Below are 22130 nucleotides of genomic sequence, written 5' to 3' on the forward strand. Positions count from 1 at the left end.
GGAAATCATGTCCAAACCATTGGTTGGTATCATCATGGGCTCAGATAGCGACTGGCCCGTCATGCGCGCAGCGGCCCAGATGCTGGCTGACTTCGGCATCGCCTATGAGGCGCGCGTGGTGTCTGCGCATCGCACGCCGGACCTGATGTTTGAGTTTGCCGAACAGGCTGCCGAACGCGGCTTGCGCGTCATCATTGCCGGTGCTGGCGGTGCGGCGCATCTGCCGGGCATGGTGGCTGCGAAGACTACGTTGCCTGTACTTGGCGTGCCGGTGCCATCGCGCCACCTGCAAGGGCAGGATTCCTTGCTGTCCATCGTGCAGATGCCAAAGGGCATTCCGGTCGCGACATTTGCGATCGGCGAGGCAGGTGCTGCCAATGCCGGTCTGTTTGCCGCCGCTATCCTGGCGACGACGGATGCCGGGCTCGCACAGAAGCTGGCTGAGTTCCGTGCCGCACAGTCCTCGCGGGTGCTGGACATGGCATTGCCGGACCAGCCTTGATGAGTCTTGATAATAATGCTGAATATCGAGTTTTGAGGAGTTTTCGTGAGTAGTGCAAAAACCATATTGCCCCCGGCGATGCTGGGAATGCTGGGCGGCGGCCAGCTGGGCCGCTTCTTCGTGATTGCGGCTCATGAGATGGGCTACAAGGTGGCGGTGCTGGATCCCGACCGCAACAGCCCGGCGGGCAAGATTGCCGATGTGCATCTCTGTGCGGCTTATGACGATGAGGCGGCATTGCAGTCGCTGGCTGAGCAATGTGAAGCCATCACTACCGAGTTCGAGAACGTGCCGGCATCCACGCTGGAATACCTCGCGCAGCAACGTACCGTGCGTCCTGCGGCAGCTTCGGTAGCGATTGCGCAGAACCGCGTCGCTGAAAAGAACTTTTTCCGCGATTCCGGCTTGCCGGTGGCGCCTTATGCCGTGATCCGGCAGGCTGCTGATATCCCGGCTGCCGATAGCGGGCTTTATCCCGCCATCCTCAAGGTGGCGCGCTTCGGCTATGACGGCAAGGGCCAGGCACGGGTGGCGACGCCGGAAGAGGCTGGCGCCGCTTTCGAGAAGTTCGGCGCGGAGGTCTGCGTGCTCGAGCGCATGCTCAAGCTGGATTATGAAGTCTCCGTAGTGTTGGCGCGCGACGCGGGCGGCAATGTGGAGACTTTCCCCGTTGCGGAAAACAGCCACCTGAACGGCATTCTCGACGTCAGCATCGCCCCGGCGCGCGGCGATGCTGCGGTTAGGGACCAGGCCCGCCAGCTGGCGGTGGTGGTGGCGCAAAAGCTCGATTACACCGGCGTACTTGGTGTCGAGTTCTTCGTCAGCGAAGGCCGTTTGCTGGTCAACGAAATGGCGCCGCGCCCGCATAATTCCGGGCACTACACCATAGATGCATGCGTGACCAACCAGTTCGAACAACAGGTGCGCGTACTGGCAGGCCTGCCGCTGGGCGATGCGCGTCAGCACAGCCCGGCCGTGATGGTGAATTTGCTGGGCGATATCTGGGGCGATGACGAGCCGGCATGGGGCGATGCCTATGCCGAGCCGGGATTGAAAATGCACCTTTACGGCAAGCATGAAGCCAGGCCTGGCCGCAAGATGGGGCACTTTACCGTGATCGGGGATAGGCTCGACCAAACCCTGCAGGGCGCATTGAAAGTGCGCCATGCCTTGGGAATTGAGGATTGACGAAGCGGAGGCCGGATTGAAATAAAAAGCCAGGCGTCTGCCTGGCTTTTTTAGTTTTTTGCTGTTACTTGGCAGGGTAAGTCTTGGTTCTTAACTTGCTCGACTGCTTTTGCTGCTCACCGTTAAAGCGTTAGCCAACTCTTGGGTAGGGATCGTGAGTAAGGACTGCAATCCTAGTCGGGCAATAAGCAGGGTTTTGTAAGCGTAGGACAATAAAAAACGCAATAAAAAAGCCGGGAGGTCCCGGCTTTTTACACAAGCATGCAAGCTGGATTAGGCAAGTGCCTTGATCGCTGCGCTCAGGCGGCTCTTGTGGCGAGCGGCCTTGTTCTTGTGGATGATCTTCTTGTCTGCAATGCGGTCGATCACGCTGACATTCTCGTTGAACACGCTTTGAGCTGCAGTTTTGTCGCCGGCTTCAACCGCTTTGATGATCTTCTTGATCGCGGTACGCAGAGCCGAGCGCAAACTTGCATTGTGGGCGCGTTGCTTGATTGCCTGACGTGCACGCTTTCTCGCCTGTGCGCTATTAGCCATGGATGATAATTCCTGTAAATTGAAATCGAAGCCCGGCATATTAACTAATTTTCCTGGCGAATGCAATCCCTATGTAGAGCTTTCAGTGAGTTGCGGGACGAGGCGTGATAAAATCCCCGCTTTGGTCTATCCCTTGGACTCGATTACTCGTGATGCGTGTGCAATGAATCTGTTAAAAGCGTTAGCTGCTGTCGGGAGCATGACCTTTGTTTCCCGGGTACTGGGGTTCGTCAGGGATACGTTAATCGCAAGGGTGTTCGGTGCAGGAATCTATACGGACGCCTTCTTCGTCGCCTTCAAGATTCCCAACCTGTTGCGCCGCCTGTTTGCCGAGGGTGCCTTTTCCCAGGCTTTCGTGCCGGTCCTGGCCGAATACAAGAACCGCCGCGGCCACGACGAAACCTATGACCTGATCAGCAAAGTGGCGACCTTGCTCGGCCTTGTGCTCATGGGTGTGACCTTGCTCGGCATGCTGGCGGCTCCGGTAGTCGCCTACGTCAGCGCGCCGGGCTGGGCGCATAGCGAGCCTGAAACCTTCGCGCTGACCATCGACATGCTGCGCATCATTTTCCCCTATATCCTGCTGATCTCCTTGGTGTCGCTGGCAGGCGGCGTGCTCAATACCTATAGCAGGTTTTCCGTGCCGGCGTTTACGCCGGTCTGGCTCAACATTGCCTTTATTCTCGCCGCATTGTTCTTCGCCCCTTATTTCGACCCGCCTATCATGGTGCTGGCCTGGGCTGTATTCGCAGGCGGCGTGCTGCAATTGGCTTTCCAATTGCCCTTCCTGCGCAAGATCGGCATGCTGCCGAAGTTGCGGTTCGATTTCCGGGACGAGGGCGTCTGGCGCATCCTGCGTTTGATGGGGCCCGCAGTGTTCGGCGTCTCGATTGCCCAGCTGTCATTGCTGATCAACACTATTTTTGCCTCTTTCCTCGAAAGCGGCAGCGTGTCATGGCTTTATTATGCCGACCGCCTCATGGAGTTTCCTACCGGTTTGCTGGGTGTCGCGCTGGGGACCATTCTGCTGCCCAGCCTGTCGAAAAGTGTCGCGGACAAGGCGGAGCACGAATATTCCGCGCTGCTGGACTGGGGCTTGCGCCTGACGTTGATCCTGGCTTTGCCGGCGGCGGTGGCGCTCGCGGTGTTGTCTGTGCCGCTGGTGACGTCCTTGTTCCATTACGGCGCCTTCACCGAGCACGACGTCTGGATGACGCGCCAGGCGCTGATTGCCTATAGCCTGGGATTGCTGGGCTTGATCCTGGTCAAGGTGCTCGCGCCCGGCTTTTATGCGCGCCAGAACGTCAAGACGCCGGTCAAGATCGCGGTGGTGACCTTGTTCGCCACGCAATTGATGAACCTGGCTTTTGTCGGCATTTTCCGCCATGCGGGACTGGCGCTGGCGATTGGCCTGGGCGCTTGCATCAACGCCGGCCTGCTCTATTACAATTTGCGCAAGAGCGGCATTTACCAGCCTCAGCCCGGCTGGTTGGGCTTCATTGCACGCGTCGTCGTGGCCTTGCTGGCGATGGGGGCCGCGCTCTGGCTAGGGGCGGGTGATAGCGGATACTGGCTGCATGCCAGCTTGTGGAACAAGCTGGTGTATTTGCTGGGGCTCGTGGGCCTCGGTGTGGCCGTCTATTTTGCCGCCTTGTGGCTGATGGGCTTGCGTATCCGCGACTTCATCAAGCGTAGTGTGAGCTGAGGAACGGGGCGACATGCAGATATTCCGTCATTTCCACCAGGCAGCTCATCATCCGCTTGCGGTTGCGATCGGCAATTTCGACGGCGTGCACCTTGGCCACCAGGCCTTGCTGCGGCGCCTGATCGAGGTGGCGGCCGAACAAGGGCTGAAGTCGGCGGTAATGACCTTCGAACCGCACCCCAGGGAATTTTTTGCCCCTGACAAGGCGCCGACGCGGCTGACTTCCTTGCGCGAGAAGCTGGAATTGTTTGCAGAGGCCGGCGTGGATTATGTCTATGTCTGCCACTTCAACTGCCGTTTCGCTGCCATTACCGTCGAAGCCTTCATGCAGGATATCCTGCGCAACGCCCTGGATGCGCGGGCCATTCTGGTCGGCGAGGATTTCCGCTTTGGCGCCGGGCGCCAGGGCAGCATGCAAGACTTTGCCCGCGGCGGCTTCAGCCTGCAAAGCCAGCCGCAGGTCAACCTGGACGGCAAGCGCGTTTCCAGCACGGCAATACGCGAGGCGCTGGCAAAAGGCCAGTTGCTTGAAGCTTCACGACTGCTGGGGCGCCCTTACAGCATCAGTGGCAAGGTGGTGCATGGCGACAAGCTCGCGCGCGAGCTTGGCTATCCCACGGCGAATATTCACATGCTGCACGATAGGCCGCCGCTTTTCGGCATCTATGCGGTAAAATTAGAGGGTTTGGTCGAGGGCGACGATTGGCCCGGCGTCGCCAGCCTCGGCGTGCGCCCCACGGTGAAGCAGGATGGCAAGCCGACGCTGGAGGCGCACCTGTTCGATTTCAACGGCGATATCTACGGCCGGCATGTGCGCGTGAAATTCATGCACAAGATACGCGACGAAATGAAATTCGACAGCCTGGATACCTTGAAATACTGGATAGCCAAGGATGCCGAGATGGCACGCGCGTATTTCAGGGAAAATCCCTGAGCGTGAAAACTTGAGCGTGAACCGATTTTTGAAGATTAATTAAAAGCCAGACCAATGAGCGAAAACACCAAATACAAGTTGAACCTGCCCGAAACCAGCTTCCCAATGCGCGGAGACCTGGCGAAGCGCGAACCCGCATGGCTGAAAAGCTGGCAGGAAAAACAGGTGTACCAGCGCATACGCATTGCGCGCAAGGGCGCGAAGAAATTCATCCTGCACGACGGCCCTCCTTACGCCAACGGTGCGATCCACCTCGGGCATGCCGTCAACAAGATATTGAAGGACATCATTGTCAAGTCCAAGACCCTGTCCGGCTTCGATGCGCCTTACGTGCCGGGCTGGGATTGCCACGGCCTGCCGATCGAGCTGGCCGTCGAGAAGCAGCACGGCAAGGATATCCCGCCCGCCCAGTTCCGCGAGCTGTGCCGCGCCTATGCCGCCGAGCAGGTGGTGAGGCAGAAGCAGGACTTCATCCGCCTGGGCGTACTGGGCGACTGGGACCATCCCTACCTGACCATGGATTTCCAGACCGAGGCCGACATCATTCGCGCGCTCGGCGACATCTACGAGAACGGCTACCTCTACCAGGGCTCCAAGCCCGTGCATTGGTGCGTGGACTGCGGCTCGGCATTGGCAGAGGCCGAAGTCGAGTACGAGGACGTCAATTCTCCTGCGATCGACGTCGGTTTCAAATTCGTCGATAACGCTGCGCTCGGCGCGGTGTTCAATACCGCCGTCAATGGCGATGCTTACGCCGTGATCTGGACTACCACGCCCTGGACCTTGCCCGCCAACCAGGCGGTAAGCGTGCATCCCGAGCTGGATTACGACCTGCTGCAGACCTCGCGCGGCTTGCTGGTGCTGGCGCATGAACTGGCCGAAGCGACGCTCAAGCGCTATGGCGAGGAAAAGGCGCAAGTGCGCGGCTCTGCCAAGGGTGCGGCGCTCAAGGGCCTGCTGTTGCAGCATCCTTTCGACCAACGCACCGTTCCCGTGATCACCGGCGAGCATGTCACCACCGATGCCGGTACCGGCCTGGTGCATACCGCCGCTGCCCACGGCAACGACGACTGGCTGGTGATGCGCGCCCATTATCCCGAGGAAAAGCCGCGCGTGCTGATTGGCGGCGACGGCAAGTTCTTCAACAGCGAGCTGGTCGAGCTGGCGGCAATCCGCGGCTTGAACCGGCAAGAGGCTAACAAGGTGATCCTCACCGTGTTGCAGGAGAAAGGCGCATTGTTCGCCAGCGCGCGTCTGAACCATAGTTTTCCGCATTGCTGGCGCCACAAGACGCCATTGATGCAGCTGGCGACCCACCAATGGTTCATCGGCATGAACCAGGTCGGCAGCAATGGCAAATCGTTGCGCGAACTGGCAAACAAGGCGGTGGACGATACGGCGTTCTATCCTGCCTGGGGCCGTGCGCGCCTTGAGGCGATGATCAAGAACCGTCCCGACTGGTGCGTCTCGCGCCAGCGCAACTGGGGTGTGCCGATGCCGTTCTTCGTGCACAAGGAGACTGGCGAACCGCATCCGCAAACTGCGAAGCTGCTCGAGACTGTCGCCTTGCAGGTGGAACAGCAGGGCATCGAAGCCTGGTTCTCGCTCGACGGCACGGCGTTCCTGGCCCAGCATGCGCCCGATAATGCGGATCAGTACAAGAAGGTGACGGATACGCTGGACGTCTGGTTCGATTCCGGCGCCACGCATGCGGCAGTATTGAAGCGCCGTCCCGAACTGCAAAGCCCAGCCGACCTGTACCTGGAAGGTTCGGACCAGCACCGCGGCTGGTTCCAGTCCTCCTTGCTCACCGGCTGCGCGATCGATGGCCGCGCGCCTTACGACGCCTTGCTCACCCATGGTTTCACCGTGGACGAAAAGGGCTACAAGATGTCGAAATCGCGCGGCAACGGCATTGAGCCGCAGGATATCTGCAACCGCCTGGGTGCGGACATGCTGCGCCTGTGGATTGCGTCCACGGACTATTCCGGCGAAATGTCATTGTCCGAGGAAATCCTCAAGCGCGTGACCGACAGCTACCGCCGCATCCGCAACACCTTGCGCTTCCTGCTCGCCAATCTGGCCGATTTCGATGCTCAGCAGGATTTGCTGCCGGTCGATCAATGGCTGGAGCTGGACCGCTTCGGCCTTGCCCTGACGCAGAAATTGCAGGAGCAGGTGATTGCCGACTTCGACCGCTATGAATTCCACCTCGCGGTGCAAAAGCTGGTGGGCTTCTGCTCCGAGGAACTGGGCGGCTTCTACCTCGATATCCTTAAGGACAGGCTCTACACCTCGGGCGACAAGTCGCACGCGCGCCGTTCCGCGCAGAGCGCGCTGCACCACATCACCCATGCCTTGATGCGCCTGATGGCGCCTATCCTCAGCTTCACTGCGGATGAAATCTGGAACACCCTAGGCCTGGATGCCAAGGCCACCGTGTTCGAGGAGATCTGGTATGCCTTGCCGGAGCATGGTCTGGACCAAGCCGCATTACAGGCATGGGGTAAGGTGCTGGAAGTGCGCAACGTCTCCAACAAGGCGATCGAGAACGAGCGTGCGCAAGGCAAGATCGGCGCATCCCTGCAAGCAGAGCTGGATATCTATGCCAGCGGCGATATTCATGCCGCGCTGGCACGGCTGCAAGACGACCTGCGCTTCGTGCTCATGGCGTCGCGCGCCACCCTGCATGCGCGCGAAGGCGAGCTGGAAGTGAATGTGAGCGCCAGCGCACATGCCAAGTGTGAGCGCTGCTGGCATTACCGCGCCGATGTCGGCAGCGATGCCGCGCATCCTACTATCTGCGGGCGTTGCGTCAGCAACTTGTTCGGCCAGGGTGAGTCACGCCATTATGCTTAAATGGCTGGGCCTGAGCGGCATCGTCATTGCGCTGGACCTCTACACCAAGCACCTAGTGCTCAAGGCGTTCGAGTATGGCGAACACCTGCAGATGACATCGTTCTTCGACTTGGTGCGCTACCATAACGAGGGCGCCGCATTCAGCTTCCTCGCGGCGGCCGGCGGCTGGCAGCGTATCTTTTTCAGCGCGATTGCCGTGGTGGCTTCCGTCATCATCATCCGCCTGTTGCGCAAGCATCCGCAGCAGCACCTATTCTGCCTTGGGTTGGCCCTGGTGCTGGGCGGCGCGCTAGGCAACCTCTATGACCGCGTGACCCTGGGCTATGTGGTGGACTTCCTGTTCTTCCATTACCAGGAATACTACTGGCCGGCGTTCAACGTGGCGGATTCGGCGATTTGCGTGGGCGTCGCGTTGCTGATACTGGACAGTTTCAGGAAGAAAGCCTGAGTTACTAGAGAAGTGAATAAACAGAAAAAGCACACCGAGGTGTGCTTTTTCTGTTTCATGTCATATCGTCTTGGAGACGTTTAGTACTGCAAGGCAGAGCAACGACGCTAGAAGGATTTTCTTAAGCCGCTTGCTTGAGGCTGGCGATATCGATCACGAAGCGATATTTCACGTCGCTCTTCAGCATGCGCTCGAACGCATTGTTGATTTCCTGGATCGGGATTAGTTCGATGTCGGAGATGATATTGTGCTCGGCGCAGAAATCCAGCATTTCCTGGGTTTCCTTGATGCCGCCGATCAAGGAGCCGGCCAGCTTGCGGCGCTTGAAGATCAGGTTGGCGACGCTGGGAGAAGGATGCGGGCTGTCGGGCACGCCTACCAGGCACATGGAGCCGTCGCGCTTGAGCAGGGCCATGAACGGGTCAAGGTCGTGCGGCGCGGCGACGGTATTGAGGATGAAGTCGAAGCTTTGCAGGTGCTGCTGCATTTGCTCAGGGTCCTTGGAGATGATGACTTCATCGGCGCCCAGGCGTTTTGCATCCTCGACTTTGCTCGGGGAGGTGGTGAACAGCACCGTGTGTGCGCCAAACGCCTTGGCGAATTTGACGCCCATATGGCCGAGGCCGCCCAGGCCGACGATGCCCACTTTCTGGCCGGGGCCGACATTCCAGTGACGCAGCGGGGAGTAGGTGGTGATGCCGGCGCAGAGCAACGGCGCTGTCGCTGCCAGGTCGAGCTTGTCGGAAATCTTGAGCGTGAAGCGCTCATCCACCACGATCAGGTTGGAATAGCCGCCGTAGGTTGCCTGGCCGGGCATGTTCTTGTCCGGACTGTTGTAGGTGAATACGGAATGGTTGCAGTATTGTTCCAGGCCTTCCGCGCAATCGGGGCAAGTGCCGCATGAATCCACCATGCAGCCTACGCCTGCCAAATCGCCAACCTTGAACTTTTTGACATTGTTCCCAACCTGGGTCACGCGTCCCACGATTTCATGGCCGGGCACCAGCGGGAATGTGGAATTTCCCCATTCATCACGCGCTTGGTGCAGGTCCGAATGGCACACGCCACAGAACAGGATCTCGATCTGTACGTCATTCGCCCCGACCTGGCGGCGCTCGAACGAGAAAGAGGACAATGGCGATTTTGGATCATGTGCGGCATAACTGATGGCCTTGGTCATTTTGGCACTCCTGTAAGCGAAAGGGGTTAAAAGGGAGATGCTGGCATTATGACGCGCTTCATTGATCCAATAAATGGAAATAATGTAATTTCACAATTCCTGAAAAATTAATTATCAAGCCCCAGCCGGCCAGGAACGGCCTGCCGGGGCTTGTCTATGTTTTATTGCCCTAGCGATGTGGTCAACCGCGGCGACTGTCGACGGACAACCAGAGCGTGGGAGTGCTTGCCAGGATCAGGAAACCGCCCGCAATGGCCAGATCCTTGAGGAACAGGATGGATTGCAGCGAGTCCTTCAAGTCGAAATGGAAGAGGAAGGCTGCCGCGATGCAGAAAATGGCGAGCAACCAGGAAACCAGGCGTGTCTGGAAACCGATTACAATCGCGATTCCGCCCAGGAGTTCAAGCGCTATCGTGGGCCATAGCAGTATGCCTGGCACCCCGGCAGACTCCATGTAGGCTACCGTGCCGGTTTGGTCCGCAATCTTTCCTGCGCCCGCAACGATGAAAATGATGGCGATCAGGATACGACCAACTAGGTGTGCATATTGATTCATTCATATCTCCTCTGCGTTTGGTATTGGAATAATTGGCAGGCAGCAATTAAAACTCATACACTGCCAAGCTCCACCATAAAGCAAAATGGATGAGGATGCCATGCCGGCATATTGATCCAGTCCGGGGACGGCCTCGTATCCACTGCTCATGGCCAAAATCAGGCAAGTCATGCCTGAGATGCGTGCTTGACCAGTTGCTGGAATCGGCGGCAATAAAAAAGGGGCTTGAAAGCCCCTTGTGCGATAGCGTGGATATTCAGTGGTTCGAGTTCACGCGGATTTTCTGCAGGATGATAGTGGACAGTTCTTCAATCGAACGGCTTGTGGAATCAATCCAACTGATGCTTTCACGCTGCATCAGGTCCTCCGCCAGGCGGATTTCATGGCGGCAATTGTCCAAGGACGCATAGTGGCTGTCGGGGCGGCGTTCGCTGCGTACGCTATGCAGGCGTTCGGGATTGATCGACAGGCCGTAGAGCTTTTCCGGGTGCTTCTTCAGCGCCTCAGGCAGGGTGCCGCGCTCGAGGTCTTCCGGAATCAGCGGGTAGTTCGCGGCCTTGATGCCGAATTGCATCGCTAGGTACAGGCTGGTCGGCGTCTTGCCGCAACGGGATACCCCCACCAGGATCACTTGCGCTTCGCTGAGGCCGAAATCCGTCATGCCGTCATCATGGTTGAGCGTGAAGTTGATCGCATCGATGCGCTCATAGTAGCTGTTGCCCAGCACGCTATGGGCGATGCCCGAGGTGCGCGAAGGCTGTTCCTGCAATTCCTCGGCCAGCGGGTCGACGAACGAGCCGAATACATCCAGGTGCACGGCGTTGCTTTGCTTGAGCATGTCACGCAGGTCGGTGTTGACCAGGGTCATGACGACGATAGGCCGTGCCCCGTCAGCTTTCTCCGTGTCGGCGATCTTGACCAGCGCTTCTTCCACTTTCTGCTCCGAGTTGGTGAAAGGCAGGCGGATATGCTTGAAGCTCACTGTGGGAAAGTGCGCCAGCAGGTGCCCGACGGACTCGGCGGTAATCCCGGTACCGTCGGAAATGAAAAATACACTGCGTTTCTGCATGGTGCGCTATCCCTTGGCCTAAGTGAGTTACTTGCTCTTGCTGATACGTTGCCAGGTGTTGATCACGGTATCAGGGTTGAGGGATACGGACTTGATGCCCTTTTCCACCAGCCATTCCGCGAAGTCGGGATGGTCGGAAGGCCCCTGGCCGCAAATGCCGACGTACTTGTCCAGGCGATTGGCAGTGCTGATCGCCATTTCCAGCAACACCTTGACCGCAGGGTCGCGCTCGTCGAAGCCGGCAGCCACCAGGCCTGAGTCGCGGTCCATGCCCAGGGAGAGCTGGGTCAGGTCATTGGAACCGATGGAGAAACCGTCGAAATATTCCAGGAACTGTTCAGCCAGCAAGGCGTTGGATGGAATCTCGCACATCATGATCAGGCGCAGGCCGCTCTCGCCGCGCTTGAGGCCGTGCTTGGCCAGGATCTCGACTACCTTGCGCGCCTCGTCCAGTGTGCGCACGAACGGGATCATGAGTTCAACGTTGGTGAGGCCGAGTTGCTCGCGCACCTTACGCATCGCAATGCACTCAAGCTCGAAGCAGTCCTCGAAATCGGGAGAAATATAGCGCGTTGCGCCGCGGAAGCCCAGCATCGGGTTTTCTTCTTCCGGCTCATAGATCTCGCCGCCAATCAGCTTGCGGTATTCGTTGGACTTGAAGTCGGACATGCGCGCAATGACAGGCTTGGGCCAGAATGCCGCACCGATGGTGGCCACGCCTTCGGCCAGCTTGTCGATGTAAAACTGGCGAGGGCTTTCGTAACCCTTGGCGCGACGCTTGATTTCCTCCTGCAGGTCGGCAGGCACGCTGTCAAGGTTGAGGATGGCCTTGGGGTGGATGCCGATCATGTTGTTGATCACGAATTCCAGGCGGGCCAGGCCGACGCCGTCGTTCGGGATTTGCGCGAAGCTGAACGCCATGTCGGGGTTGCCGACGTTCATCATGACCTTGACAGGCGCCGGCGGCAGCTTGGCTTCTTCTTCCTGGGTGACGGTGAAAGGCACTGCGCCGGCATAGACGTAGCCGGTTTCGCCTTCTGCACAGGAGACGGTGACGACCTTGCCGTCTTCCAGCAGGTCGGTGGCGTTGACGCTGCCGACGATCGCAGGGATGCCCAGCTCACGCGCAATGATGGCCGCGTGGCAGGTGCGGCCGCCGCGGTTGGTCACCAGCGCGGATGCGCGCTTCATGACGGGCTCCCAGTTCGGGTCGGTCATGTCGGCCACCAGGACGTCGCCAGGTTGCACGGTATTCATTTCGGAAGCGTGCTTGACCACGCGTACCGGGCCGGAGCCGACTTTCTGCGTCACGGCGCGGCCGGTGATGATCGCGGTGTTGCCGCTGCTGTTGATCTGGAATTTCTCGACCACGTTGCCGCTCTGGGACTTCACGGTTTCCGGACGTGCTTGCAGGATATACAGCTTGCCGTCTACGCCGTCGCGGCCCCATTCAACGTCCATCGGGCACTTATAGTGTTCCTCGATCAGGACGGCAAAGCGGGCAAGCTCGAGGATTTCCTCGTCGGCGATGGAGTAGCGCGCGCTTTCTTCCTTGCTGTTTTCCACGGTATGGGTGCTCTTGCCGGCGACATTGCTGTCGCTGAACACCATCTTGATCAGCTTGGAACCCAGCGTGCGGCGCACGATGGCGGGGAAGCCCTTGGCCAGCAATGGCTTGTGGACATAGAACTCATCGGGGTTCACCGCGCCTTGCACCACGGTCTCGCCGAGGCCGTAGGAGGAGGTGATGAAGACCACGTCGCGGAAACCGGATTCGGTATCCATGGTGAACATGACGCCGGAGCTGCCGAGGTTGCTGCGCACCATGCGTTGCACGCCGGCAGACAGTGCTACATCGGCGTGGATGAAGCCCTTGTGCACGCGGTAGGAGATGGCGCGGTCATTGTAGAGCGATGCGAACACTTCCTTGATGGCGTGCAGGATATTGTCCAGGCCATGGATGTTGAGGAAGCTTTCCTGCTGGCCGGCAAACGAGGCGTCAGGCAAGTCTTCGGCCGTCGCGGAAGAGCGCACGGCAAAGGTCATGTCGTCGCCGGAATCGGCGGTCAGCGTCTTGTAATGTTCGGCAATCGCGTCTTGCAGTTCCTTGGGGAAGGCGGTATCGACAATCCATTGGCGGATCTTCTCGCCGGTGGCGGCCAATGCGTCGACGTCGTCGACGTCGAGCTTGTCGAGCTCTGCATTGATGCGCTTGTCGAGGCCGTCCTGTGCCAGGAATTGGCGGTAGGCGTGAGCTGTCGTGGCAAAACCACCTGGCACTCGTACGCCCTTGGCAGTGAGTTGGCTGATCATTTCGCCCAAAGAGGCATTCTTGCCGCCAACTGCAGGCACATCAGTGATGCGCAGCTTGTCAAAGGCGATTACGTAATCCAACATGTTTACTCTCCATCAATTACATGGCGCTGGGCGCACGTAAGTTTTTGTTTCAGTATGGCTTTCCATTAAGCATTGAGCTGCCGGGGAGCGTAATACTAAAAAGCTAAAGATTTTAAGGGGATGTAGATAAGAAAACCAATATTTTGCCTTATTCTGGGCTTTTGTGTCACGCGTCACCGCATGTGGACAGCAAAATATCCCTTTGCAAACGCAATAATCCGGGATTGTAAACGCTGTGCAAGAGCTTGTGGATAGGGACTAGTCCAAATGGGCTAGGGAATTCTGAGTTATTTCCTATTTCCTGGCAGGGTGCTTGTTCAGCTTGCGCTGCAGGGTGCGCCTGTGCATGTTGAGGCTGCGCGCAGTGGCGGAAATGTTGCCGTCGTTTTCCTGCAGCACGCGCTGGATGTGCTCCCACTCCATGCGGTTGACCGAAAGCGCATTTTCGGGGACGGGGGCGTTGACGTCGCCTTCCGTGCGCTCGAATGCGGCAAGCACCTGGTCGGCGTCCGCAGGCTTGGCAAGGTAGTGCGTCGCGCCCAGCTTGACCGCCTCCACGGCGGTGGCAATGCTGGCATAGCCCGTGAGCACCACGATGCGGGTCTGGTTGTCCAGCTGATGCAAATGCCTGACCAGCGCCAGCCCGGAATCCCCGGGCATGCGCAGGTCGATGACGGCGTATTCCGGGCTTTCGTCCACATAGATGGCCATGGCCTCGGCCACATTGTGGGCGACCTGCACCAGGAACCCCCGTTTCTGCATGGCTCTTTCCAGGACTTGCGTGAAGACCTCGTCATCGTCCACCAGCAGCATTGTCGGTTGGTCTTGAAGCGGTTCTTGTGTCATGGCGTGTGTTTCGGCGTGGACTGCAATTGGAGGGTTTTCAACGGAATGCGCACCCGGGTTAACGTACCTTGGGGTTCCCTGGGTGTGAACGCGACTTCGCCATCGAATTTTTCCAGCACGGACTTGGCCAGGAATATGCCCAGGCCCAAGCCGCCGGCGTCCTGCTTGGTGCTATGGAATGGCCTGCCCATCAACGCGAGCCGGTCCGCGCTCGGGAAGCTGCCTTGGTCATGGATGTCGACGACCAGGATATCCTGCTCCACCCGGGCAGCCAGGCTGATGCCGTCGGGCGAGGCGTCGGCGGCATTGTTGATCAGATTGGTGAGCGCCTGGCCCAAGGCAAGGTCGGCCACAATCACCGGGCTCGGTTGCGGCAGCTGGATATCCAGCTTGATCGGCGTGGCCGGGCGCATCTCCTTCCAGCGTGCAGTTACTTGCCCGATGAAGGTGTCTGCAGGCATGGAGGAGGCGGCTTCGGAGCGCATCATGCCCGCCGATGCGGTGATGGATGAGAGGATTTCCTTGCAACGGTCGATTTGCCTGCGCAACAGGGTGAGCGAGCCGGACAGCTCTGGGTCGTGCTGATGCTCCTGCACCAGCTCCTGGGCAATCACCGCCATGGTGGAGAGCGGGGTGCCGAGCTCGTGCGCCGCGCCTGTCGCCAGGGTGCCGATTGCCAGCATGCGTTCGCTCGCGAGCACTTTTTCCCGTGATTCGGCCAGCAGCTTGTCATATTCGCGCAGGTTGCGTCCCATGCGCTCCACGAAAAATGCAATGACGACCGCGCTGACGACGAAACCGCCCCACATGCCGAGCAAATGCAGGCTGAAGCCCTCGTCATGCTCGTGGTAGGAAGCGCCGTGATGCACTGTGCTATGAATGGTCAGCGGCTCGTACCAGAACATCAGCAGGCTGTAGGCGGCAATGACCAGCGCCGCGATCAGCCATGTATAGCGCCATGGCAGCGCGACGGCGGCCACGGATAGCGGCAGCAGATACATCCAGACGAAAGGGTTGCTGTAGCCTCCCGTGACATAGAACAGCCAGGTGAGCAAGGCAATGTCGAGCAACAGCTGTGTCAGAAGCTCGAGTTCATGGATGCGTGCCTGGCGCCACAGGCGCAGCCAGCTGAGTAGGTTGACGGCCAGCATGAGGCCGATGGCGCTGGCGACCTCGAAGGTGGGCAGCGCGATGTCGAATGCCCGGGTGGCGACTAGGCTGGCCAATGCCAGGGCGGCCATCATGACGACGCGCAGCCACAGCAGGCGGCGCAGGTTCGTGGCAAAGGCAAGTGAGGACATGGGGCGATTCTACCCTAGGCAGGGCTTGGCAATGCATGCGGCAGAATGCCGCATCCGCGCAAATGCGCCTTGCTTGGCGTGCGAGAGGCTGCGACAACATGTCGCATTCCCAGGCACCGGCACTGCATTTAATATTCCCTTATCCAATTGAGGATACCTCGTCTAAAGGCCGATGGCCTTTTCGCAGAGGCTGGGTACTTGCTGGTGCCCAGCCTTTTTCTTTATCCGTACGCTGCAGTTTGCTTCAATCCCGATGGCATGCCTGGCCCGTGCGCGCGGGCTAGATATCCAGCCGGACAGAGGCGTAGATGCCGCGGCCTTCGCCAGGTGAATGCAAGGTTTGCTCATAGGTTTTGTTTTCGTCAGTGTCATAGTAGGCATATTCGTAGTAACGGTCCGCCAGGTTGCGTACTTGCAGTTCCAGGCTGACGTTTTTCCGTACTTGCCATGCAGCGCCCAGGTTGACGAGGAAATAGCCGCCATATTTGCCCCAGGTGTTGGAGCGCTCCAGGTAGTAATCGCCTTGCCCGTTGCCCCATGCGGAAAGCTTGAGCGTGGGCAGGATGCGGTAATCCGCGCCCAGCCCGTAAATCTGCCGTGGCACATGGTCGATCTCGTTGCCCTTGTTGCCTAGTTCGGTGTTGCCCGGCTTGGTGATTTCCGAGCGCTGTACGGACAGGTTGGCCCAGACATCCAGCTTTTCCGTCGGGCGTAGGTTGGCCTGGAAATCGATGCCCTGGCGCAAGGTCTGGCCGATGTTCTCGGAATCATTGCTGGCGCTGCCCAGGATGCGGCGCGCCTCGTTGCTGGCTTTCTGCTCCCAGGCCGCGATACGCCCGTCGATCCAGTCCGTAGGCTGGAATTTCAAGCCGACCTCCCAGCCGTCGTTGATGGAGGGCTTGAGGTCGGGCGCGAGCGGGTTGGTTTTATAGGTGGCTGCGCCAATACCGACCTGGAAGCTGCGCCCCCAGTTGCCATAGACGCTGTAATGCTCTGACAGGCTATATACCGCGCTGATCTTGGGCTGGCGGATGGCGCCGTAGTCCTGCGCATCGGCATTGCTGCCATCAAGCAGGTTCTTGAAGTCGCCGTCCACGCGGTCCACGCGATAGGCCGGCACGATCTTGAGTTTGGTGGTGGGGCGGATCACCGCCTGCAGGTAGACGCCGTAGGTGTCGAACTCGTAATGCTGGTTGCGCGTTGCGCCCAGCCGGTTGCGGGCATTGGTCGTGTAGCGGTAGTTTTCATTGTTCTGCCATTCGGCGCTGAAGCCGCCTTCGACGGCCAGGCTGTGCAGGCCGAGGTGGTCCACCTCGGGCCGCCAGGTCAAGGTGGATAGTACCCCGGTATGGTTCTCCCTGAGCAGGCGTTCCTGCTGGTTGGCGTTCATGACGGAAAACCTCACCCAGCGTTGGTCGTCCATGGTGTTGAGGTAGGCCTTGTTGGACCAGAACCAGTGATCGTTGATGGTCCAGTCGAAATGCAGGCTGAGCTGGTTGAGCTCGCGCTCTCCGCCGTCAGCGGCATTGTGCGGCATGGATTGCCGGGGGTGGGCGCGCGATTGCGCATAGGTCAGGTAGCCGGCTTCCTGGGCGTCCTGCCGGTAATGGCGTGCGATCAGGCCGGTGCGGAAGCGGCCGTCCTCGGAATCGTAAAACCACTTGCCTGCCACCGAATGCTTGCGGGAATCCGAATGGTCGCGGTAACCGTGATACTCCTGCACTGCCGCAAAGTAATTCTGGCTGAAGCCGTCTTTCTCGATGCCGACGGCGGTTTGCAGTTCACGCGTATTGAAGCTGCCGTAGCTGGCCCGTGCCGTTGCGTAGTTGCCGCCGATCCTGGTGACGACATTGGCATTGCCCGCAATATTGTGCAGGCCGTACCGCGGGTCGTTGGTGCCGCGTACGACTTCGATCGCCTCGATATCGAGCGGCATCAGCATATCGAGATAGGGCATGTTGCCGTCGTTGCTGTTGCTGGGGATGCCGTCGATGAGCAACTTGACGGCATTGACTTCGCCCTCGCCGTTGAAGCCGCGGAACGAGAATTTCCCTGTCGTGGTGCCCATGCGGTATTCGGTCAGTTGTACGCCGGGAGCGCGGGAAAACAATTGCCAGCTGTTCTGTACCGATTGGGTTTCGATCGCCTCCTTGCCGATGACGTCGACAGAGGAGAGGATGCTGCGGGCAGGCAGGGCGGAAGTGCGGTTGCCCGTCACGACGATGCCGCCGATGGTGATCGTGGAGTCGTTGCTGCTGGCCTGCGTCGTGACATGGTCCGCCAATGCCTGGTGGTGGCATGCCGCCATCACGGACAGCGCGACAAGACGGTAACGATACTGCATGAAATGCTCCTGGATGGGGTGTCGTCGGAATGGGGGTTATTCGACCGTCATTGCTCTATTAAGGTAATGATCCGGGGTCTGCCGTTTTGCGTGACAAAGGCATATACTTGCTGCCCGGGACAGGAAGGACGGCCGGCCATGCCTTGCGGATCGAACATGGGGCCAGGGCCGCGGCAAGCCTGTTGAATAATGCTGCGATGCAGGCCTCATGGGCAATCGGCGCGTGCTTTTGCCTAAAAGGGATCATGCACGGATAATAACAACAAATGTTGTCCCTGAAGTGCGACAGATTGTCGCACTCGTATCATTTGCATCATGCTCTCCATGAGTCAATGAAATATGAAACAAAAGATTATTGGAATTATCGGGGTTTTGATTGCTTGCTCGGCTGCCGCGGCAGAGATCGGGCTGGATGTCGTCAACCATGAGGAGGACGCCAAGCTGCGCCAGCTGGCGGACCGTATCCCGAGCAATTGCCGCGTGGCGGGCACGCGCGATGCGAACGGGCAGCCCGTGTTTTTCTGGCAGCACACCTTCACCGACGGCACGCGCGACCTGGTGATGGCCACGTCGCTCGAGGGGCGGTTGCAAGGCATCAGGCGCGTCACCTATGACGGCAGCCGCAGCCTGGGTTGTCATTTTCCCTTGCTCGCCATTGTGCGCGGCGGTAATTGGGGCTGGCATTTGGTGTGGATGCGCATGAACAAGGGCGTTTACTACGCGCGCATGGATGGCGCGGCGTGGGTGTCGTCACCTCCCAAGCGGATGTCCACCGACGATGTCAGCCATATCGAATTGATCTCGCTCAACAACCAAGTGAACCTGAACTGGCTGGAGATCCGCAGCGACGGCACTTCGGCGCTGCACCAGCTGGTTTCCGAGGACGATGGCCGCACTTGGGACCGGCGTTAGCGCAATGTAGGATTTTGTTAATGCCTGGCGCTTGAATTCATCCTGGATGGTCACCATGTAGTAGTCAACCAAACATACATTGAAGGAAGGCAAGCATGCGTTTCGACAAACTGACTACAAAATTCCAGCAAGCCCTGGCTGACGCGCAAAGCATCGCGGTCGGCAACGACAATCCCCACATCGAAGCTTCGCACCTGCTGCTGGCCCTGCTCAACCAGGACGACGGCGGCACGGCATCGCTGCTCGCGCGCGCCGGGGCGAACCTGGCGCCGCTCAGGGCCGGATTGCAGACCGCGATCGACAAGCTGCCGAAAGTACAGGGCAATAGCGGCGACGTCTCGATTTCGCGCGAGCTCAACAACCTCCTCAACGTCACCGACAGAAACGCCCAGAAACGCAACGATGCGTATATCGCGAGCGAGATGTTCCTGCTCGCGCTGGCTGACGACAAGGGCGAGACCGGCCGGTTGCTGAAGACCCACGGCTTGACCAAGCAGGCGCTGGAGCAGGCGGTCAACGCCGTGCGCGGCAGCGATACCGTCAATAGCCAGGAGGCGGAAGGCAACCGCGAGGCCCTGAAGAAGTTCACGGTCGACCTGACCGAGCGCGCGCGTTCCGGCAAGCTCGACCCCGTGATCGGGCGCGACGATGAAATTCGGCGTGCGATCCAGGTATTGCAGCGCCGCACCAAGAACAACCCGGTATTGATCGGCGAGCCCGGCGTGGGCAAGACCGCGATCGTGGAAGGCCTGGCACAGCGCATCGTCAATGGCGAGGTGCCGGAAACGCTCAAGAACAAGCGCGTGCTGGTGCTGGACATGGCGGGCCTGCTGGCGGGCGCCAAGTACCGGGGCGAGTTCGAGGAGCGCTTGCAGGCCGTATTGAAGGAACTGGCGCAGGATGAAGGCCAGACCATCGTCTTCATCGATGAAATCCACACCATGGTGGGCGCCGGCAAGGCGGAAGGCGCCATGGATGCCGGCAATATGCTCAAGCCGGCGCTCGCGCGCGGCGAATTGCACTGCGTAGGCGCGACCACGCTGGACGAATATCGCAAATACATCGAGAAGGATGCTGCGCTGGAGCGCCGCTTCCAGAAGGTGCTGGTGGACGAGCCTTCGGTCGAGGCAACCATCGCCATTTTGCGAGGCTTGCAGGAAAAGTATGAAGTGCACCACGGCGTGGAGATCACCGACCCCGCGATCGTCGCCGCCGCCGAGTTGAGCCACCGCTACATTACCGACCGCTTCCTGCCTGACAAGGCCATCGACCTGATCGACGAGGCGGCGTCGCGTATCAAGATTGAAATCGACTCCAAGCCGGAAGCGCTGGACAAGCTTGAGCGCCGCTTGATCCAGCTCAAGATCGAGCGCGAAGCGGTACACCGCGAGAAGGACGAAGCCTCGCAAAAGCGCCTGTCGCTGATCGAGGATGAAATTCGCCGCCTGGAGAAGGAGTATGCCGACCTGGAAGAAATCTGGAAGGCGGAAAAAGCCCAGGTGCAGGGCAGCAAGCACCTGAAGGAAGAGATCGAGAAGGTCAAGCTGCAAATCGAAGAAGCCACGCGCAAGGGCGAATGGCAGAAAGTGTCCGAGCTGCAATACGGCAAGCTGCCGCAGCTGGAAACCCAGCTCAAGCAGGCAGCCAGCGCCGAGGAAGGCGAGCCTAAGCAGCACCGCCTACTGCGCACGCAGGTCGGAGCGGAAGAAATCGCCGAGGTGGTGTCGCGCGCGACGGGCATCCCTGTCTCCAAGATGCTGCAAGGCGAGCGCGACAAGCTCCTGCATATGGAAGACAAATTGCATGAGCGCGTGGTGGGGCAGGACGAGGCGGTGCGCCTGGTCAGCGATGCGATCCGCCGTTCGCGCTCAGGCTTGTCCGACCCCAACAAGCCGTATGGCTCCTTCCTGTTCCTGGGCCCTACCGGCGTAGGCAAGACCGAGCTTACCAAGGCGTTGGCAGGCTTCCTATTCGATTCGGAAGACCACCTGATCCGCATCGACATGAGCGAGTTCATGGAAAAGCATTCCGTAGCGCGCCTGATCGGCGCGCCTCCGGGCTACGTCGGCTACGAAGAGGGCGGCTACCTGACCGAGGCCGTGCGCCGCAAGCCTTACTCGGTGATCTTGCTGGACGAGGTCGAAAAAGCGCATCCGGACGTGTTCAACGTGCTGCTGCAGGTGCTGGACGACGGTCGTCTGACCGATGGCCAGGGCCGTACGGTGGACTTCAAGAATACGGTGATCATCATGACGTCCAACCTGGGATCGCAGATGATCCAGAACATGAGCGGCGACGACTACCAAGTCGTCAAGCTTGCCGTGATGGCCGAAGTGAAATCCAATTTCAGGCCCGAGTTCGTCAACCGCATCGACGAGGTCGTGGTGTTCCACGCGCTGGGCGAGTCGCACGTGAAGTCGATTGCCGGCATCCAGCTGCAGAGCCTGGCCAAGCGCCTGGGAGCGATGGACATGCAGCTCGACGTCAGCGATGCCGCGATGGCCGAGATTGCCAACGCCGGTTTCGATCCTGTGTATGGCGCACGTCCGCTCAAGCGTGCGATCCAGTCCGAGATCGAGAACCCGCTGGCCAAGGAGATCCTCAATGGCACATTTGCCGCCAAGGATACCGTGCATGTGGACTTCAAGGGGGGGCGCATGGTGTTCAGCAAGGCTTGACCATAACGGGGCAGGAATATTCCTGCCCCGTTTCTTATGATCAGAGTGAAAAATTTTGCACTAGAATATGAATGGTTGGGAATTTGGCGGCCGGTTCATGGTCATACAGGCAGTTTGGCCTGTCATGGCCTTTGAAGCGGGTTTGGAGTGATCTGGCAGGCGCCAGGAGGATGAGATGAGATTGATCGTTGCTGTCGTGATGGGCAGTTTGGTACTGGCAGGGTGCGCGACTACCCAGCAGCAGAAGGAGCCGCAGATCCAGCGTATTTCGGCTGAAGAGCTGGAGAAGCTCCTGCCGCAGCCTGCGCCGTTCATTACCTATGACGAGCTGGTGCGTTTGTCCAAGGCCGGTACCAGCCCTGACGAAATCATTGCCAAAATCAAGGAAAGCAATTCGCGCTACGACTTGACCCCTTCCAAGGCGTTGGAGCTGAGCAAGCAGGGCGTTGACCCCAAGGTGCTCGATTATATCTACAGCAGCCGCGAGCAGGCATTGCGGGATGGTTTTGCTGAAGAGCTGAACAAGCGCGAGAAGGAAAAGGTGATAGAGCAGGAAAAGCTGCGCCGTGAATACCAGTGGCGCAACCGCGGGTTCTACGACCCCTTCTGGGGACCTGGTTACGGCCCATACTGGCGCGGCTACTATGGCCCGCGCTGGGGCTGGTGGTAGGCAA

The 22130-nt window shown here is 59.2% G+C and carries 17 protein-coding genes; 9 read left to right on the forward strand and 8 right to left on the reverse strand.

Going from position 1 to position 22130, the window contains the following annotated elements; genetic code table 11:
- Positions 1-7 precede the first annotated feature (7 nt).
- The gene (gene purE, locus ACW4YW_RS12695; protein ID WP_457137888.1) at positions 8-502 is read left to right on the forward strand and encodes a 5-(carboxyamino)imidazole ribonucleotide mutase; all 495 of its coding nucleotides are present in this window, start codon (positions 8-10) and stop codon (positions 500-502) included.
- A gap of 45 nt (positions 503-547) precedes the next feature.
- Positions 548-1690: a 5-(carboxyamino)imidazole ribonucleotide synthase gene (locus tag ACW4YW_RS12700; RefSeq protein WP_457137889.1), complete on the forward strand. Its 1143-nt coding sequence runs from the start codon at positions 548-550 to the stop codon at positions 1688-1690.
- 273 nt (positions 1691-1963) lie between these two features.
- Here ACW4YW_RS12700 and rpsT read toward each other — a convergent pair whose 3' ends face one another.
- Positions 1964-2227, reverse strand: a complete 264-nt coding sequence (gene rpsT / locus ACW4YW_RS12705; protein WP_457137890.1) for a 30S ribosomal protein S20 — start codon at positions 2225-2227, stop codon at positions 1964-1966.
- A 163-nt stretch (positions 2228-2390) separates the two neighbouring features.
- Between rpsT and murJ the strand changes: the two genes are divergently transcribed.
- Genes murJ through lspA form a run of 4 tightly spaced genes read left to right on the forward strand, consistent with a single transcriptional unit; the run spans position 2391 to position 8173 of the window.
- Positions 2391-3932: a murein biosynthesis integral membrane protein MurJ gene (gene murJ, locus ACW4YW_RS12710; protein ID WP_457137891.1), complete on the forward strand. Its 1542-nt coding sequence runs from the start codon at positions 2391-2393 to the stop codon at positions 3930-3932.
- Between the two features lie 13 nt (positions 3933-3945).
- Positions 3946-4866: a bifunctional riboflavin kinase/FAD synthetase gene (locus ACW4YW_RS12715; protein ID WP_457137892.1), complete on the forward strand. Its 921-nt coding sequence runs from the start codon at positions 3946-3948 to the stop codon at positions 4864-4866.
- Between the two features lie 54 nt (positions 4867-4920).
- On the forward strand, positions 4921-7725 hold the full coding sequence (gene ileS / locus ACW4YW_RS12720) for an isoleucine--tRNA ligase (RefSeq protein WP_457137893.1): 2805 nt from the start codon (positions 4921-4923) through the stop codon (positions 7723-7725).
- The gene (lspA, locus tag ACW4YW_RS12725) at positions 7718-8173 is read left to right on the forward strand and encodes a signal peptidase II (protein ID WP_457137894.1); all 456 of its coding nucleotides are present in this window, start codon (positions 7718-7720) and stop codon (positions 8171-8173) included. The genes ileS and lspA overlap by 8 nt, the downstream gene beginning before the upstream one ends.
- Positions 8174-8294: 121 nt before the next feature.
- Here lspA and ACW4YW_RS12730 read toward each other — a convergent pair whose 3' ends face one another.
- From ACW4YW_RS12730 to ACW4YW_RS12760, 7 genes are all read right to left on the reverse strand, one after another.
- A complete protein-coding gene (locus tag ACW4YW_RS12730) occupies positions 8295-9353 on the reverse strand; it encodes an NAD(P)-dependent alcohol dehydrogenase (protein WP_457137895.1) in 1059 nt (352 codons plus the stop codon).
- A gap of 181 nt (positions 9354-9534) precedes the next feature.
- Positions 9535-9909, reverse strand: a complete 375-nt coding sequence (locus ACW4YW_RS12735; RefSeq protein WP_457137896.1) for a DoxX family protein — start codon at positions 9907-9909, stop codon at positions 9535-9537.
- Between the two features lie 256 nt (positions 9910-10165).
- Entirely contained in the window at positions 10166-10978 is an 813-nt protein-coding gene (gene ppsR / locus ACW4YW_RS12740) for a posphoenolpyruvate synthetase regulatory kinase/phosphorylase PpsR (protein ID WP_457137897.1), read from the reverse strand.
- Between the two features lie 27 nt (positions 10979-11005).
- A complete protein-coding gene (gene ppsA, locus ACW4YW_RS12745; protein WP_457137898.1) occupies positions 11006-13375 on the reverse strand; it encodes a phosphoenolpyruvate synthase in 2370 nt (789 codons plus the stop codon).
- A 294-nt stretch (positions 13376-13669) separates the two neighbouring features.
- The gene (locus tag ACW4YW_RS12750) at positions 13670-14221 is read right to left on the reverse strand and encodes a response regulator transcription factor (RefSeq protein WP_457137899.1); all 552 of its coding nucleotides are present in this window, start codon (positions 14219-14221) and stop codon (positions 13670-13672) included.
- Positions 14218-15522, reverse strand: a complete 1305-nt coding sequence (locus ACW4YW_RS12755; protein WP_457137900.1) for an ATP-binding protein — start codon at positions 15520-15522, stop codon at positions 14218-14220. Before ACW4YW_RS12755 ends, ACW4YW_RS12750 begins: the two co-directional genes overlap by 4 nt.
- A gap of 280 nt (positions 15523-15802) precedes the next feature.
- Positions 15803-17866: a TonB-dependent receptor gene (locus ACW4YW_RS12760; RefSeq protein WP_457137901.1), complete on the reverse strand. Its 2064-nt coding sequence runs from the start codon at positions 17864-17866 to the stop codon at positions 15803-15805.
- A gap of 339 nt (positions 17867-18205) precedes the next feature.
- Between ACW4YW_RS12760 and ACW4YW_RS12765 the strand changes: the two genes are divergently transcribed.
- From ACW4YW_RS12765 to ACW4YW_RS12775, 3 genes are all read left to right on the forward strand, one after another.
- On the forward strand, positions 18206-18778 hold the full coding sequence (locus tag ACW4YW_RS12765) for a hypothetical protein (protein ID WP_457137902.1): 573 nt from the start codon (positions 18206-18208) through the stop codon (positions 18776-18778).
- A gap of 95 nt (positions 18779-18873) precedes the next feature.
- Positions 18874-21456 (forward strand): ATP-dependent chaperone ClpB, encoded by a 2583-nt coding sequence (gene clpB, locus ACW4YW_RS12770; protein ID WP_457137903.1) that lies wholly within the window; start codon positions 18874-18876, stop codon positions 21454-21456.
- Positions 21457-21631: 175 nt separating this feature from the next.
- A complete protein-coding gene (locus ACW4YW_RS12775) occupies positions 21632-22126 on the forward strand; it encodes a hypothetical protein (RefSeq protein WP_309566309.1) in 495 nt (164 codons plus the stop codon).
- Positions 22127-22130: the final 4 nt, after the last annotated feature.

Source organism: Methylobacillus pratensis (assembly GCF_054072455.1).